Genomic DNA, 14,283 nt, shown 5'->3' with positions numbered 1-14,283 from the left:
AAAGCTTCAGCGCCTTCATCTCCTTGGCAGCCACCGTCATCCGACTGAGGTGAACGTCAACAAGCCCTAGTCCGGCGTGGTTCGGGTCTGAAAAAAGTCAGGGCTCCTTTTGGATACCTGACGCTGCCGGACCGCCATCGGGCAGAGGCTTCCAAAAGGTCGCCCAACCCTTGGGGGTTCCGGTCGGGGGTAGGCGCTCCTCAACCTCCCTGTTGAGGGCGGGGGACGTCCGCTGTTGGTGCAGGTGCGCCTTGGCGATTACATTGGCCGAGACGGGCGCGGTCACGAAGAGAAACAGCGTCACAAGCAGTTCCTGCCCCGACCAGTCGTCTGTGGCTCCGGCCAAGACCATCGAGGCCAGGAGGCAGCCGCCCACCCCCAGGGTGGTGGCCTTGGTGGGGCCATGCAGGCGCGTCATGAGAGAGGGCAGGCGCACTAGGCCCCAGGACCCGATCAGCGTGAAGAGCCCGCCCAGGACGATTAGGATGCTCGCAACGGCTTCGGCGATCAGGGCCATGGATCGTCACTCCACGATGTCGCCGCGAAGCAGGAAGCGACAGTAGGCCACCGTTCCCACGAAACCCACGGTAGCGAGGAGGAGAGCCGCCTCGAAGTAGAGGATGCTGCCCCGCGCGATGCCGAAAAGAACGATCAGCGCAATGGCGTTGATCGTGAGCGTATCGAGCGCGAGGATGCGATCCGCTGCGGACGGTCCGATGACCAGGCGCCAGAGCGCCAGCAGCAAGGCAGCGGCCAGGCAAGCGAAGCCGATGAATAGGGCAGTCTCGATCATTCGAAGATCTCCTTGAGGGGGGCTTCGTAGCGGCCCTTGATCCGGGCCACGGTCTCGGCTTCGTCCGACACGTCGAGCGCGTGAACGAGTAGCGCGTGCCCACAACCAGAAAGGTCCACCGACACCGTGCCGGGCGTGAGGCTGATGGTGCCGGCCAGCACCGTGATCGCCTCGGGCGACCGGACCTCGAGCGGGACCACCAGCCAAGCCGAGCGCAGGCGCGCGGAAGGACGGGTGAGGATGACCCAGGCCACCTCGAAGTTGGCAACCACGATGTCCCATAGGAGCACCGCAAGATAACGCAGCATCGCCCCACTGACGCGCAGCCGGGGCCGGTCGGGCCAGTAGGGCGCCGTCAGGAGGGGCACGGCGATCCCAATCGCTAGCCCCAGGACGGCAGCGCCGGCGCTGAGGTCGTTCACGAGCAGCAGCCAAACAAGGAGTAGCGTGGTGGACAGGACGGGGTGCGGGAGGAGGCGTCGGAACATGGCGCTATTCTCCGGGCCCGAGCACGGCCTCGACATAGGACATGGGTCGGGCCAGCTGGTCGGCTGTGGCACGAGCGTAGTCGGCGGCCGGGCCGGCGAACAAGGTCAGGGCGGCCAAGGCAAGGAGGAGCCCAGCCACTGGGCCCGCCACGCGGCCGAGCGGCTCGGGCGAGGCGATGGGTTCCCCATCCCGGCGGTTCCAGAAGAGGACACTTCCCGCGCGGGCGAGCGCCAGGACGCCGATCAGGGTGGTCATGAGGATCGTGCCCCAGATCCAGGGCCAGGCCGGCGAGACGCGCACCGCGTCGAGGATGAGCAGCTTGCCTACGAAGCCTGACAGGGGCGGCAGGCCCGCGGCAGCCAGCGCCGCAAGGAAGAAGAGGATTCCCAGTCCGCCAGCACCGGCGAAGGATGGTCCGGCCGCCAGCGCGTCGCCGTATCCGGCCCGACGCCGCGCGACCAGATCTGCCAGAAGGAACAGCGCGGCCGTCGAAAAAGTCGAGTGCGGCAGATAGTAGAGTGTTGCCGCCAGCGGCATGGGTTCGAAGAGCGCCGCCGAGGCGAGGAGAGTACCCGTGGAGCCCAAAACCGCATAGGCCGCCATTTCGCGCAAGTGATGGGAGGCCAGCATGCCGACAAAGCCCACCACGACGGTCAGCAGCGCCGCCGGCAGGAGCCCATATGCCGCTGGCGAGCTCACGGCGTCTGGTCCATCGGGAAAGATCAGCGTCCCGCTCCGCACCAAGGCGTAGACGCCGACCTTGGTCAGAATCGCAAAGAGTGCTGCGGCAGGTGCGGAGGTGCTCGCATAGGTCACGGGCAGCCAGAGATGGAGCGGCACGACCGCGGCCTTGAGCGCAAAGACCACCGTGAGGACCGCGGCCCCTGCTGCGATCAGCCCGCGGTCGTCCGGCGTCGCAGCGGCCACGCGCTCGGCCATGTCGGCCATGTTGAGCGTGCCCGTGGACCCATAGAGGAGTCCGAGCGCGATCAGGAAAAGCGTCGAGCCCACGAGGTTGACGACGACATAATGAATGCCTGCCTTGAGCCGTGCCGGCCCTTGGCCGTGCAGCATCAGTCCATAGGAGGCGATCAGAAGCACCTCGAAGAAGACGAAAAGGTTGAACAGGTCCCCCGTCAGGAAGGCACCGTTGAGACCCAGGAGCTGAAACTGGAACAACGGATGGAAGTGCCAGCCACGTTTGTCGAGCCCTGTCGCGACCGCGTGCCACAGCACCAGCATGGCGAGCAGCGCCGTCAGGCACACCATCAGAGCGCTCAGCCGATCAAGTACGAGCACGATCCCGAACGGGGCTGGCCAGTCGCCCAGCGCATAGCTTTCGACCCGTCCCGTGGCGGCCTGCGCGACAAGCACCAGCGCAAAGCCCAGAAGCGCAGCGGTCGAGAGAAGCGAAACCGCGCGTGCGGCTCCGAGACGGAAGCGCAGCGCCAGCAGGAGTATCGGGGCCATCAGCGCGGGCAGAAGGATGGGGGCGATCAGAAGATGGTTCACGCGCCGTCCTCCGGCCCGTCGCGGCGCCCATCCACCTGGTCGGTCCCGGTCTCGAGATAGCTGCGCAGGCTCAGCACCACGACGAGCGCCGTCATTCCGAAAGATATGACGATGGCTGTCAGCACGAGCGCCTGCGGCAGCGGATCGGTGTAGCCCTCGGCCGCCTTGTCGAAGATGGGAGGGCGATCCACCGACAGCCGGCCCGTCGCGAAGAGGAACACGTTGACTGCGTAGGACAACATGGCGAGACCGAGTACGACCGAGAAGGTCCGCGCGCGAAGTGTAAGGTAGATGCCTGCCGCGGTCAGGGCGGCCACGGCGCTCGCCACGAGGAACTCGAGGCTCATGGAGCCGCGCCTTCCCTGCTTGGGTCGATGTCCATGGGTTCGCGGTTCGTGGGTTCCTGCTCGGCGCGCTGCGCGGCGCGGGCGAGCTGTGCCAGGGCCATCAGGACGGCGCCGACCACGGTGAGCGCCACGCCGGTGTCGAAGAGCATGGCGGTGGCCAGCTCGAATTCACCCACGACGGGAAGTGTGAAATAGTCGAAGCCCGTGGTGAGGAAGGGCAGGCCGAGGAGGACCGCGCCCAAGCCAGTCAGGGCCGCCGCGAGGATGCCCGAGCCGATCAGTGCATAGTCCGGCAGGCGCCGGCGCTGCTGGGTCCAGTCCCAGCCCGAGGCCATGTATTGGACGAGCAGCGCTATGGAGAACACGAGCCCGGCGATGAAACCACCGCCCGGGCTGTTGTGCCCCCGCAGGAAGAGAAAGATTCCCACGACAATGGCCAGCGGCAGCATCAGCCGCGAGGCGACCACCAGCATCATTGGGTGCCGCTCGGGCGATTGCGGCAGTCCTTCGGCCCAGCGGGCAAGCCGCCGTCCGGCCGCGCCGCGCGCAGTGGTGTCGAGGAGCGCGAATATGGCGAGACCGGCGATCCCCAGGACGATGATCTCGCCGAACGTATCGAAGCCGCGGAAGTCCACGAGGATGACGTTGACCACGTTGGTGCCGCCCCCTCCGGGATAGGCGTTCGCCCAGTAGTAGTCGGGGAGAGCGGTGTCGGCGCCGCGCGTCAGGATTGCCCAGGCGCCTAGCCCAGCTGCGCCTCCTCCGGCAAGCGCCAGCGCCGCGTCCTTCCAGCGGCGCGGCGCTTGGTCGAGTGGCGGCGAGTCCTTGGGTAGAAGGTTTAGAGCCAGCAGCATCAGCAGGATCGTGACAACCTCGACAGAGATTTGGGTGAGAGCGAGGTCAGGCGCGGAAAGGTGGACGAAGCCCAGCGACACCCCAAGGCCAACTACGCTGATGAGCACCAGCGCGAGGAAGCGTTGCCGGTGCAGGGCGACCACGGCCGTAGTGGCGGCAAGGAGCGCGAGCCAGACCACCACGGCGGGAAAGGATGCGGAAATTTGTGCGCGGCCGCCGGTGACCGGCTCGCCCCCGGTCCAGGCAGCGGCGGCTAGCGCAACTGCCACTGCGAAGAGGGCCGCCAGCGTGCGCTGGAGCGACGGCGCATGGATGGCTTGAGTCAGCTGACGGCTGCCCCGCACCGCGCCATCCAGCGTGGCGTCGAAGATTCGTCGGGCCTCGGGCAGGGGTGGTCTCAGGCGTGAGAGCGCGCCCACGGCGCCAAAGGCCATGAGTCCCAGGCCTACGGCCAGTAAGCTGAGAAGCAGCGCCGGGGTGACGCCGTGCCAAAGCTTGAGCGACAGATAAGGTGCGGGGCCTCCGGTCACTGCCCCGGCCACGGCCGACACCAGCGACCCGAGCAGGGTCTGCGGGATGATCCCGGCCAGGACTGCGACAGCGACCAGCACCGCCGACGGCCCCCAAAGGCCCAGCGGCGCGTCGTGGGCGGGTTTGGGAGTCGAGACCTGGGGGCCGAAGTAGACATGGCCCACGTAGCGGAGCGAGTAGGCCACCGAGAGCGCCGCGCCCAAGGTGGCCAGCGCCGGCACGACCCAGTCGCTTCCGCCCCAGACGGTGTGCGCCGCCTCTTCCAGCATTAGTTCCTTGGATAGGAACCCTCCGAAGGGGGGCAGGCCCGCCATGGAAGCCCCGGCCAGCAGCGCCAGCATTCCCGCGATGGGCATCAGCCCCATCAGCCCTCCCAGGTGCCTGAAGTTGCGCGTCCCGGTTTCGTGGTCCACGATGCCTGCGTTCATGAAGAGCGCCGCTTTGAAGGCCGCGTGGTTGATGATGTGCAGAACCGCCACGATCGCCGCTTCGGGGGTACCGAAGCCCAGGAGCATGGTCAAAAGCCCCAAGTGGCTGACTGTCGAATAGGCGAGCAAGCCCTTGAGGTCGTCTTGGAACAGCGCCACCGCCGCGCCGAGAACCATGGTCACGAGGCCCGCCGAGGCGACGATCACGAACCACTCCTCGGTCCCCGCGAGCACGGGCCAGAGCCGGGCGAGCAAGAACACCCCTGCCTTCACCATGGTCGCCGAGTGAAGATAGGCGCTGACCGGCGTGGGCGCCGCCATCGCCTGGGGCAGCCAGAAGTGAAAGGGGAACTGCGCCGACTTGGTGAAGCAGCCGCCAAGTATCAGGAGAAGCGACGGCAGATAGAGCGGCGAGGCCTGGATCGCCTCGCGTTGGCCAAGGATCTCGGTCAGTTCGTAGGAGCCAGCGATGCTTCCCAGCATCAAAAGGCCTCCCAGCAGCGACAGGCCCCCGGCCCCCGTTACCACGAGCGCCATCCGAGCGCCCCGACGGCTCTCGGCGCGCTCGCCCCAGTAGCCGATCAGCAGGAAGGAGGTGAGGCTCGTGAGTTCCCAGAATACGACCAGGAGCAGGACGTTGTTCGAAAGCACGATCCCCAGCATCGCACCCTGGAACAGCAGCAGCACAACGAAGAATCGCCCCCAATCCTCACACCGGCCGAGATAGCTCCGGGCGTAGATCATCACCAGAAGACCGATCCCGAGGATCAGTCCGGCAAACAGAAAGCCGAGCGGATCGAGGAAGAGGCTCGCGTTGAGGTCCAAGGCTGGCACCCAGGCGATCGATGCCTGCGTCACTTGTCCCCCGAGCGCCGCCGGTGCGAGCGACAGTAGAACTGCGAGCGCCGTCGTCGTTCCCGCCAACGCCATGGCCGTTCCTGCCGCGCGGCTGCGGGAGAACGCGAACGCGGCAAGAGTGGCCGCGAGGAACGGGAGGGCGGCAAGAAGGGCGAGTGTCAGATGCAATTCTCCTGGCGGACCGCGCTCTGAAGGTTCGAGTGGAGGGTATGGACGCTAATGCCGGCCTGCAAGCAAGGACGGTCATGTTGGTCCGTGAAAGCGGCCGACTGTCGCGCAGGAGTAAACAGCCTCCCGAGAGACGGAGACACCCGTTAGCCCCGCAGGTTCGGAACTGTCCGACAAGGGACGCGCTGGAGCATCGAAGGCCCCGCAACGGAGGAGGGTGCTTTGATTGATCCGTTCAAGGGTTGAGGGGGAGTAGCGCGTGCTCGTGGTTGGGGCGCTGCCTTTGCCGGGGTCGTGCTGTGCCGCCGTTACGCCGAGCACTGCCGGCGGACGGCAGCCTGAGCGACGATTCACACAGACTAGGCCCGAGCGCCTCCCGGTGAAGTCCAAGGCCATCCCCGCCGTCTGGGCGGATAGGCACAGAGCCGTCATCAGGCCGATGAATGGCTCGCACCTTCGCCTGAGCGCCCTTCCCATCCTCCGGTCGCTCTGGTTCCGGCCGGAGTTCCGTGCCCTTCTGGCGCTCGCGGTAGTTTCCACTGCGACTTTCGTCGACCATCTCCTGCCGGACGGGCTGATCAAGTTCATTGGTCCCAGCGGCGACTACGGCCTCCTGGACGCGATTGCCAACACGCTTCTCGCGTTCGCGATCTTCTCCCTCGACATCATGGTCTCGTCGCTCCTCGCCTACTATGGCAGCACCATGCCCCGGGTGCGACCACTCCTCGTAGAGGACAGTACCGCGCGCGCTGTCACCTCGACCTTTGTGGGTTGCTCCGTCCCGGTCGTGATGGGATCCTCGGACTGTCCACGGCTCACTGTATCGAGGCGTCCAAAGTGGTGCTGTTCTTTGCCGTCGGTACCCTTCTTCTGGTGCTGATGGTGTCGCTGATCCGCTGGAAAGCTCAGTTGGGCGGGGTGGCCCAAGCTATCGAACTCTTGGAGGTGACCGCGCGCCGGTCGCTTCGGGGCCTCACCGACACTCCGCTTCCCGAAGAAACCCCGACTTTTTCGAACCTGCACGAAGGCATGCCTGTCCAGGGATCGTGCAAGCGGTGAGTCCGGACTGGCTTTGCCGCTTCAAGAGCGAGATCGAGATCGACCTACGCCTTCTCTCGCGGTCCGGATCCTTCCTAGATCTTGGACGGCCTTTGCTCCTCGTCTCACGCCATCTTTCCGACGAAGAGACTGCCTACTTGCGTGTGCCATTCCTCGTAGGCCGCCAGCGCACCTGCGCCAAAGATTTACGCTTCGCTCTGACCGTGCTTCTCGAAAAGGCGAGCCATCTGTCCTGCAGTGAACGAGCCAGGAACTGCTAGCTCCGTGATCGCGACCTCGACCGCGCTCATCTTGGATTGGTTCGACAGGTCGGCCTTCGCACGCCCGCAGGAGCGCTACGTCCGCCTCCATGTGGAACCGCTGCTGGATCAGGACTTGGTCCAGGACGCCTTCCGCGAAGCGGGCGGGGCGGGGCAGGAATGACCGAAGTGCAGCTCTGTATCCAGAGGGGCTGGCCATGCTGGTCGCCCAGAACGAGGTCCGATTCAGTTCGGCCGCCCGAGCGCTGGATCCGATCTGTCTGCCGTCTGCCGTCAGCCGTCGCGGGGTGCCCCATCGTGGCGGGCCAGCCACGCCGGACGCGGCTGAGGGCCGCTGCGCCGAGGCGGCCAGCCTTCGCGCTGCTGCCCGCGCAGGCCGTCCAGTTCTTCGGTTTGATCATGGAACAGGACGACTTGTGTCGGATACGGCATATCGATGCCAGCCTTGTCCAGCGCCGTCTTGATCGCCTCCACGACGGCTGCCTGCGCATGAACCACGTTGGAGCGATGGCTGTCGGTCCACCAGCGAACCTTGAAGACCATGGCCGAGTCCCCCAACGTCCACGGGAGCGCCTCGGGCGCGGGGTCCTTCTCGACGACATCGAGTGCGCTCATAGCTTGAAGCATCGTGTCGCGGGCCATGCCGACCATGTCGCCATAGCCAATGCCCACGTCCAATTCGGTCCGGCGCAGCCTGAAGGCGGTGTTCACCGTCACGGCGTTGGTGAAGACGTCGGCGTTGGGAATGATCGCCCGCCGCCCGTCATAGGTGCGCAGCATGGTCGCGCGGGTTTCGATCCACTCGACCTTTCCTTCGTAGCCGTTGACCACGATCTCGTCGCCGATCCGGAAAGGGCGCCTAATAAGCAGCAAGAGCCCCGCCAGCCAGTTCTGAAGAATGTCCTTGAAGGCGAAGCCGATGGCGACCGAGCCGATGCCCAGCCCTGCGATCAGGTCGCCGGGCTTGAAGGTGGGAATGACGACGATGAGCGCGACGAGTGCGCCCAAGATCACGACCACCCATTTCATGAAGGAGCCCAGGATTGCGCCTAAATTCGCGCGATCGTGCCGGTCGCCCCATCGGCGGATCGCCTTCTGCAAGCCCCAGCCAAGGCCCACGAAGACTCCGAAGAGCAGGAAGGCCACCACAAGGTTCGGCAGCAGGCGCTGGAATCCTTCCACCCAGGACTGGATCTTGTCGAGAAGAATGCCTGGGTCGCGCTGTACCGCCTCTGCCAGCGTATCGGGACTTGGATCGGTCTCGACTGGTGCGACGGTCTGGGCATAGGCTTCGAACATGCAGGACGTGATCTCCATTCACACCGGGGTGGGCGCAGAGCTCGCTTTGTCCTGATCTGGCCCGCCCGGCCCGTGCTGCCAGTCCTTCATCGCCCTCAGAGTGGCGGATCGCTTCCGCGGAGCGGCTTGTGCATGGCCTTGGATCAGAGGCACGCCGAAGTCGTTGCGACAGGAATCAGCGTCCAGGCCGAAGCGACGAGGGCCACCGTCGAGAGCCCCAGGCTCAGGGTCCGGACGAAGCCGGAGCACGAGGCAAAGCGGGTGGTCCGCAGCGCGAGGAGAAACGCGACCTGTAACCCCAGGACCAGCGATGCCGCCAGAGCCAACGCCATGCGTCCCGCCGCAAGGTCGAGCCCGGCCTCGGCCCACCGTGGCGAGCATATGAGCCCTTGAAGACCATAGACGGCGGAGAAGGCGGTCAGCCAGAGGGTAAGGGGACCCGAGATGCGGAGGATGTCGGTCATGCGACCGCCCCCGGAAGCCAGGCCGCGGCCAGAGCCAGAAGTCCCGTGCCGGCGGCGTAGTCCGTCCAGAGGCGGACGATGCGTGCCTCTCCGATCCGCCGCCCGGTGACGAAGCCCGCGGCGTAGCGGCAGGTCAGGTACAAGGTCATCAGGCCCGCCAGACCCGCGTGGAGCACCACGAAGCCGCCCAGGACCCACAATGTCGCGTTGTAGGCGTGGGCTGTGGGATCGGTTCCGAGGAGCACCATCCCCGCTGCAAGCGCCAGCGCGACCGATCCGGCAAGCCCCAAGAGAAACCCGAGCCAAGGTCCGCGTTCCTGCCGGAGCCGAAGGTCGGCGAGCTGGATGCCGGTCACCGACAGCGCGGCGCCGACTAAGGCAAGGGAGGGCGCAAGAAGACCGGGCTCGGCCCAGGTCGGCGGGGGCCAATTGGGAGCGACCGTCCACAGGAAGGCGTAGCCGAAGAGGAGCGATCCGAGCAGCGTGGCATCGGCCAGCAGCAGGAAAAGCGAGCCCCACCAGCCGGGCGGGTCCACCGACTCGGAGGCGAGGGCCAAAACAAGCCCGGGCCGCCCCTCGACCGGTCCTTCGTCCCGCGTCGCTCCAAGTCCCCAAGCCCAGCGCGCGGCCAGGGTCGCCACACCCAGCGCCGCGAGCGGAACGAGCCAGTAGAGCTTGAGCAGCATTCCGACGAAGATGCCCCCCGTCGTGACCGCCATGAGGAGCGGCAGCCCGGTGTTGCCCGGCAAGACGACGACCTGCGCCGGCTCGCCCGTGGCCGTTGCGACCGTTAGTGACTCGCGCCGCCCGCGCGAGGCGTCGCCCAGCCAGCCCTCGCCGCGGGCGATGCGGACGGGCAGGGCGGGGTCGTCGCGCAGCGGATCGCGCGAACGTATCTCGGGCAGCGAGGCGAAGTTGTAGGCCGCTGGGGGCGTGGGCATGGCCCATTCGAGCGTTCCCGCCTGCCAGGGATCGCGCGAGCCGCGCACTGCCACGGCGGCGTTCACAACGATATCCAGGATAACCAGCGCGAAGCCGATGGCCGTGACGAAGCCACCGATGGAGGCGATGAGATTGATGATTTCCCAGCCTTGCCCCTCGTCATATGTGTGGGTCCGTCGCCGCTGGCCGAGAAGGCCCGCCCAGTGCACCGCGAGGAAGGTGATGTGGAAGCCCACCATGATTAGCCAAAAGGCCGTCTCGCCCAGCTTGAAGAAGCGCCGGCGCCCGGTGACGTGCGGCAGCCAATAGTAGAGCGCCGCGAGCATCGGGAAGACGAAGCCGCCCACCAGCACGTAGTGGAGATGCGCCACGACGAAGTGGGTGTCGTGCACCTGCCAGTCAAAAGGCACGACGGCCACCATGACGCCGGTCAGCCCGCCGATCACGAAGGTCGCGAAGAAGGCGAGTATCCAGAGCATCGGCAGATGCAGTTCGGGCCGCCCTTTCCATAGCGTGCCGATCCAGGCAAAGATCTGAACCGCCGTCGGCACCGCCACCAGCGTCGAGGCCGCCGAGAAGAAGGCGAGCCCCATGTGCGGGATGCCGGTGGTGAACATGTGGTGGACCCAGATCCCGAAGCTCAGCACCCCCAGCGACACCGCCGCCGCCACGACCCAGCCGTAGCCCAGGAGGGTGGTGCGGGCCATGACGGGCAGGATCGTCGATATCACTGCGGCAGCGGGCAGGAAGATGATGTAGACCTCGGGATGGCCAAAGAGCCAGAACAGGTGCTGCCACAGCAGGCTGTCGCCCCCGTTCTCGACTTGGAAGAAGGGCATCCCGAAGGCGCGCTCCAGTTCCAGCAGGATGCTTCCCAGGATCATCGGCGGGAAGCCCGTGAGGATCATGACCGCCACGACCAGGATGTACCAGGCATAGACCGGCATCCGGTCGAGCGACATGCCCGGCGCACGGTAGCGCAGGATCGTGACCGTGATCTCGACCGCCGCCGAGATGGCCGAGATCTCCACAAAGGTGATCCCGAGCAACCAGAAGTCGGAGTTGATCCCTGGGCTCCCCAAGGTGGAGGAGAGCGGCGGGTACATGAACCAGCCCGAATCGGGGGCGATCCCGAGCAGGAGCGACAGGATCAGCAGCGACCCGCCCAGGACGTAGCACCAGAAGCCGTAGGCCGTGAGCCGAGGGAAGGCGAGGTCGCGCGTGCCCAGCATCTTGGGCAGGAGATAGACCGCGACCCCCTCGATCAGCGGGATCGCGAACAGGAACATCATGATGGTCCCGTGCATGGTGAAGACCTGGGCGTAGGTCTCCGGCGCCATGAAGGCCGAGCGGGGACTCGCGAGCTGGGCACGGATCAGCATGGCCAGAACGCCCCCGATCACGAAGAACACGATCGAGGCGACGATGAACATCCGTCCCAGGTCGTTGTGGTTCACGGTGGTGAACCAGCCTTTCCAACCCGGCTCCGAGGCCCAGATGCGCGTGAGCTCTCGGTGGAGACGCAAGGCAGTCATGGGGCCTCCCCGGCCAGAAAGTCGGCCCAGGCGGCCTCGTCATGGGCGCGCACGGTGAAGTCGTGGCCCGTGTAACCCGGCCCGTTATATTCGCTGCTCACGCCCGCATAGTCGCCAGGGACCCAAGCCTCTATCCGCAAGACGTTCACATGGCCCGGGATGGCGTCGAGCTTGCCCGCGAGGCGCGGCACCCAGAAGCTGTGGATCACGTCGGCGCTAGTGATCGCCACGTCCACGGGGCGCCCAGCCGGGATATGGAGCACCCCCTCCGTCATCCGTCCCGGTGCGTCGGCGTAGGTAAAGTGCCAGTCCCACTGCCGTCCTTCGGCCCCGACGTCGACGACCCCCGGCCCGGGGCGTGGCAGCAGCCGCTCACCGACCACCAGTCCGTAGGCCAGCAGCGCCGCCAGGACCGTCAGGGGAAAGGCGAGGCCTAGGCCCACGATCCACACCCGCTCTCCACTTGCCTGCCCAGGCGCGTCCCGCCGCCGCATCGCGAGCGCGAGGAGCACCATGACGAACAGGAAGATCAGCGTCGCGCCTCCAAGCAGCACCCACCACAGCGTGGCGATCGTCTGCGCGGCTGGCCCCGCGGGATGGACAGCCGACAGGCGATCCTCGCAACCGGCGAGCGGGACGAGCGTTGAGGCCCGGACGGCCCAACGGAGGAGGCGACCGGCATGGCGCAGGAGATGGTGCAGGAAAAGGGCGAGACGCTCGTGGACCCGATCGAGCAGCATCCGGGATTCGAGGACACCGAATCCAAGGTCGGGCTCTGGGGCCACCCGCTCCATGCCATGAGCGTGGCCTTCCCGGTCGCGCTCACCTTCTGCGCCTTCGGGGCGGACGGTCTGTACTGGCTTTCGGGCAATCCTGTCTGGGCCTGGGCGGCGCTCTGGGCCACGGGAACGGCGTTCCTCTTCGGCCTCGCCGCCGGGGCGACCGGAACGATGGAGCTTCTCATGGTCCCCGGCATCCGCATCCGCGCAGCGGCCTGGACGCATTTCGTGATCGCGGTGCTGCTCCTGTCGCTCCTCGGGGCGAACTGGGGCTACCGGCTCTATGGCTACGAAGCGGCCGTGCTGCCGTACGGAATCCTCCTGTCGGGTTTCAACGTGCTCGTGGTGATGGCGACAGGCTGGCATGGCGGCAAGCTCGTCTTCGACTATCGCCTGGGCACGTCAAAGGGGAGCTGAATCCCCCTCGGTTCGCTGAGCCAGCCCGGCATCGGGATCTCTCCAAGCTCGGGCTTGGCCAGCACGAGCGTCAGGATAGTCAGGACGGGAACCGACAGCAGGAGCGTCGGCATGAGCGGTTCGGGCGGGGTGTGGCTGCCTTCAGTCTCAGCCACGGCGACGATGGTGTGTCCGACCCAGGCGTGAAACGCGACAAGCCCCGCCACTGCGACAAGCTTGGCGAACATCCACAGCACGAAGACCTCGCGCAAGAAGATCAGGACGGTGCCCGAGGCAATGGCCAGCACCGCGGCGGGCGTGACGACAAACGAAAATCCATAATGAGTCGCGCGACGGATGCGCGCATAATCGACCTGGCCCAGCACCGGGTCGTGGCGCGACAGCATCCGGGGCAGAGCGAAGAGTCCCGCCGTCCAGAGCGCCAGCATTCCCACATGCAGCGCCTTGAGATGCGGCACGATCGGTCCGAGCCACTCCGTCATGCCGGCCGCTCCGAAAGGGTGCGCCAGCCGCGCCGCGCAACGAGGACGCCCCAGACGAGGAAGGGCAGGCCCGCAGGCACCCACATGAGAAGCCCTCCGAGTTGCTGGTCCGCGAGTGGCGACAAGCTCCAGGCCAGCGGCGCCGTGGCGTGGATCGCGTAGAGCGTCTCCGGCGCGAAGGTCAGGAGCGCGCCCAGAAGCGCCATCTGCATCCATGCGCCGAGAATGGCGAGAAGTGCGGAACCCTCGGCCTGCTGGGGATGCAGGACGCGCCGCCAGAAGACGACGGCCGCGACAAGTAGGGTCGCCTGCATGAGCCAGTAAGCGGGCACCCAGCCCAGCGCGAAATCGTAGGCCACCGGCCAGTGCCAAGCCCACAGGACAATCGTGAACATGACAAGGGCCGGCCCCGGCGAGCTTTCCTTGCGCGCGGGCCTGACAAGGGCCAGGAGTGGCGCTGCCACTGCCATGATCAAGACATGATGAACGACGCGGGCGGAGAAGAGCGCTGCGGAAAGCGCGCAGAGGGGCGACACGAAGGCTACGGCGAGCGCCGCCACTCCAAGCAGCCCCGACGGCGAGCGCCGCATCAGAAAGGCCATGAGCGTCAGCGCAATAAGGAGCCCCGGATCAAGGTTCCAACGCAGCCACAGTTCATTCGGCAACGGCGCCGGCCCGCAATAAATGCGTGTCCAAGCGTCCGATGTCATGCCCGTACCCTCACGGCACGGCAGTGTGCGAACGGCCCGTGCGGTTTGGGGAGTGCAGTCCGTCCTGCTAGGATGGAGCGGTCCTCGGTCATCGCGGCTCCGCTTATGTCATATGAAAAGAGCGGCCGGGCCGCCACGTCCCACACGTCGCGGCAACGTTCGGTCCGTTTCCAGGTTCCCTTCGTTAGCCCGAAAAACGTACCGCTCGCATCTGGGTGACCGCCCAGGTAACTACGTTATCCTTGTCCGTTGCAGCGCAAGCGAGCGAGACCTGGCATGCGATTGCCCCATCCTGGAGGCGCTCTGGCCAGCCCCCGATCACGGTTCCGGGGTCAATGATAGTTCGTGGGGGCAT

Annotated in this window: 15 protein-coding genes and 1 pseudogene; 4 read left to right on the top strand and 12 right to left on the bottom strand. The window is 66.4% G+C overall.

Translation table 11 applies throughout. The annotated features are described in order from the left end of the window. Positions 1 to 97: 97 nt before the first annotated feature. The 6 genes from FHG71_RS21570 to FHG71_RS21545 are packed head-to-tail and all read right to left on the bottom strand — an operon-like array spanning position 98 to position 5,975. Positions 98 to 517, bottom strand: a complete 420-nt coding sequence (locus FHG71_RS21570; protein ID WP_139083759.1) for a Na+/H+ antiporter subunit G — start codon at positions 515 to 517, stop codon at positions 98 to 100. Between the two features lie 6 nt (positions 518 to 523). Further along, entirely contained in the window at positions 524 to 793 is a 270-nt protein-coding gene (locus FHG71_RS21565; protein ID WP_139083758.1) for a K+/H+ antiporter subunit F, read from the bottom strand. Then, the gene (locus FHG71_RS21560) at positions 790 to 1,281 is read right to left on the bottom strand and encodes a Na+/H+ antiporter subunit E (RefSeq protein WP_139083757.1); all 492 of its coding nucleotides are present in this window, start codon (positions 1,279 to 1,281) and stop codon (positions 790 to 792) included. Before FHG71_RS21560 ends, FHG71_RS21565 begins: the two co-directional genes overlap by 4 nt. A 4-nt stretch (positions 1,282 to 1,285) precedes the next feature. After that, on the bottom strand, positions 1,286 to 2,794 hold the full coding sequence (locus tag FHG71_RS21555; protein WP_139083756.1) for a monovalent cation/H+ antiporter subunit D: 1,509 nt from the start codon (positions 2,792 to 2,794) through the stop codon (positions 1,286 to 1,288). Next, positions 2,791 to 3,141, bottom strand: coding sequence for a Na+/H+ antiporter subunit C (locus tag FHG71_RS21550; protein WP_139083755.1), 351 nt, complete (start codon positions 3,139 to 3,141; stop codon positions 2,791 to 2,793). Before FHG71_RS21550 ends, FHG71_RS21555 begins: the two co-directional genes overlap by 4 nt. After that, entirely contained in the window at positions 3,138 to 5,975 is a 2,838-nt protein-coding gene (locus FHG71_RS21545; protein WP_139083761.1) for a monovalent cation/H+ antiporter subunit A, read from the bottom strand. Before FHG71_RS21545 ends, FHG71_RS21550 begins: the two co-directional genes overlap by 4 nt. A gap of 445 nt (positions 5,976 to 6,420) precedes the next feature. On the opposite strand from FHG71_RS21545, the gene FHG71_RS24825 reads away from it, so the two are divergent. The 3 genes and pseudogenes from FHG71_RS24825 (at position 6,421) to FHG71_RS24445 (ending at position 7,463) form a co-directional block, all read left to right on the top strand. After that, on the top strand, positions 6,421 to 6,861 hold the full coding sequence (locus FHG71_RS24825; protein WP_139083754.1) for a DUF2254 family protein: 441 nt from the start codon (positions 6,421 to 6,423) through the stop codon (positions 6,859 to 6,861). Continuing rightward, positions 6,819 to 7,040 (top strand): hypothetical protein, encoded by a 222-nt coding sequence (locus FHG71_RS23780; protein ID WP_176559565.1) that lies wholly within the window; start codon positions 6,819 to 6,821, stop codon positions 7,038 to 7,040. The genes FHG71_RS24825 and FHG71_RS23780 overlap by 43 nt, the downstream gene beginning before the upstream one ends. Further along, positions 7,028 to 7,463: pseudogene (locus FHG71_RS24445) on the top strand (DUF2254 family protein). Before FHG71_RS23780 ends, FHG71_RS24445 begins: the two are co-directional and overlap by 13 nt. 110 nt (positions 7,464 to 7,573) lie before the next feature. Here FHG71_RS24445 and FHG71_RS21525 read toward each other — a convergent pair. The 4 genes from FHG71_RS21525 to FHG71_RS21510 form a co-directional block, all read right to left on the bottom strand. After that, positions 7,574 to 8,599: a mechanosensitive ion channel family protein gene (locus FHG71_RS21525; protein WP_218014201.1), complete on the bottom strand. Its 1,026-nt coding sequence runs from the start codon at positions 8,597 to 8,599 to the stop codon at positions 7,574 to 7,576. Between the two features lie 143 nt (positions 8,600 to 8,742). Then, positions 8,743 to 9,063, bottom strand: a complete 321-nt coding sequence (locus FHG71_RS21520; RefSeq protein WP_139083751.1) for a hypothetical protein — start codon at positions 9,061 to 9,063, stop codon at positions 8,743 to 8,745. Further along, positions 9,060 to 11,540 (bottom strand): cytochrome c oxidase subunit I, encoded by a 2,481-nt coding sequence (ctaD, locus tag FHG71_RS21515; protein ID WP_139083750.1) that lies wholly within the window; start codon positions 11,538 to 11,540, stop codon positions 9,060 to 9,062. Before ctaD ends, FHG71_RS21520 begins: the two co-directional genes overlap by 4 nt. Next, entirely contained in the window at positions 11,537 to 12,280 is a 744-nt protein-coding gene (locus FHG71_RS21510) for a cytochrome c oxidase subunit II (protein ID WP_246045562.1), read from the bottom strand. The genes ctaD and FHG71_RS21510 overlap by 4 nt, the downstream gene beginning before the upstream one ends. Here FHG71_RS21510 and FHG71_RS21505 point away from each other — a divergent pair. Beyond that, positions 12,221 to 12,736: a DUF2231 domain-containing protein gene (locus FHG71_RS21505; protein WP_139083748.1), complete on the top strand. Its 516-nt coding sequence runs from the start codon at positions 12,221 to 12,223 to the stop codon at positions 12,734 to 12,736. The genes FHG71_RS21510 and FHG71_RS21505 overlap by 60 nt on opposite strands. On the opposite strand, the gene FHG71_RS21500 is transcribed toward FHG71_RS21505, so the two are convergent. Both FHG71_RS21500 and FHG71_RS21495 read right to left on the bottom strand, forming a co-directional pair. Next, complete coding sequence (locus FHG71_RS21500) at positions 12,706 to 13,218, bottom strand: CopD family protein (RefSeq protein ID WP_139083747.1); 513 nt, start codon at positions 13,216 to 13,218, stop codon at positions 12,706 to 12,708. The genes FHG71_RS21505 and FHG71_RS21500 overlap by 31 nt on opposite strands. Further along, positions 13,215 to 13,883: a cytochrome c oxidase assembly protein gene (locus FHG71_RS21495; protein WP_246045561.1), complete on the bottom strand. Its 669-nt coding sequence runs from the start codon at positions 13,881 to 13,883 to the stop codon at positions 13,215 to 13,217. Before FHG71_RS21495 ends, FHG71_RS21500 begins: the two co-directional genes overlap by 4 nt. Positions 13,884 to 14,283 lie beyond the last annotated feature (400 nt).

This window comes from Rubellimicrobium roseum (assembly GCF_006152145.1).
In the GTDB taxonomy this organism is placed as follows: domain Bacteria; phylum Pseudomonadota; class Alphaproteobacteria; order Rhodobacterales; family Rhodobacteraceae; genus Rubellimicrobium; species Rubellimicrobium roseum.
Note: the sequence above shows the minus strand (reverse complement) of the source record. Positions and strands in the feature narration are given on the sequence as shown.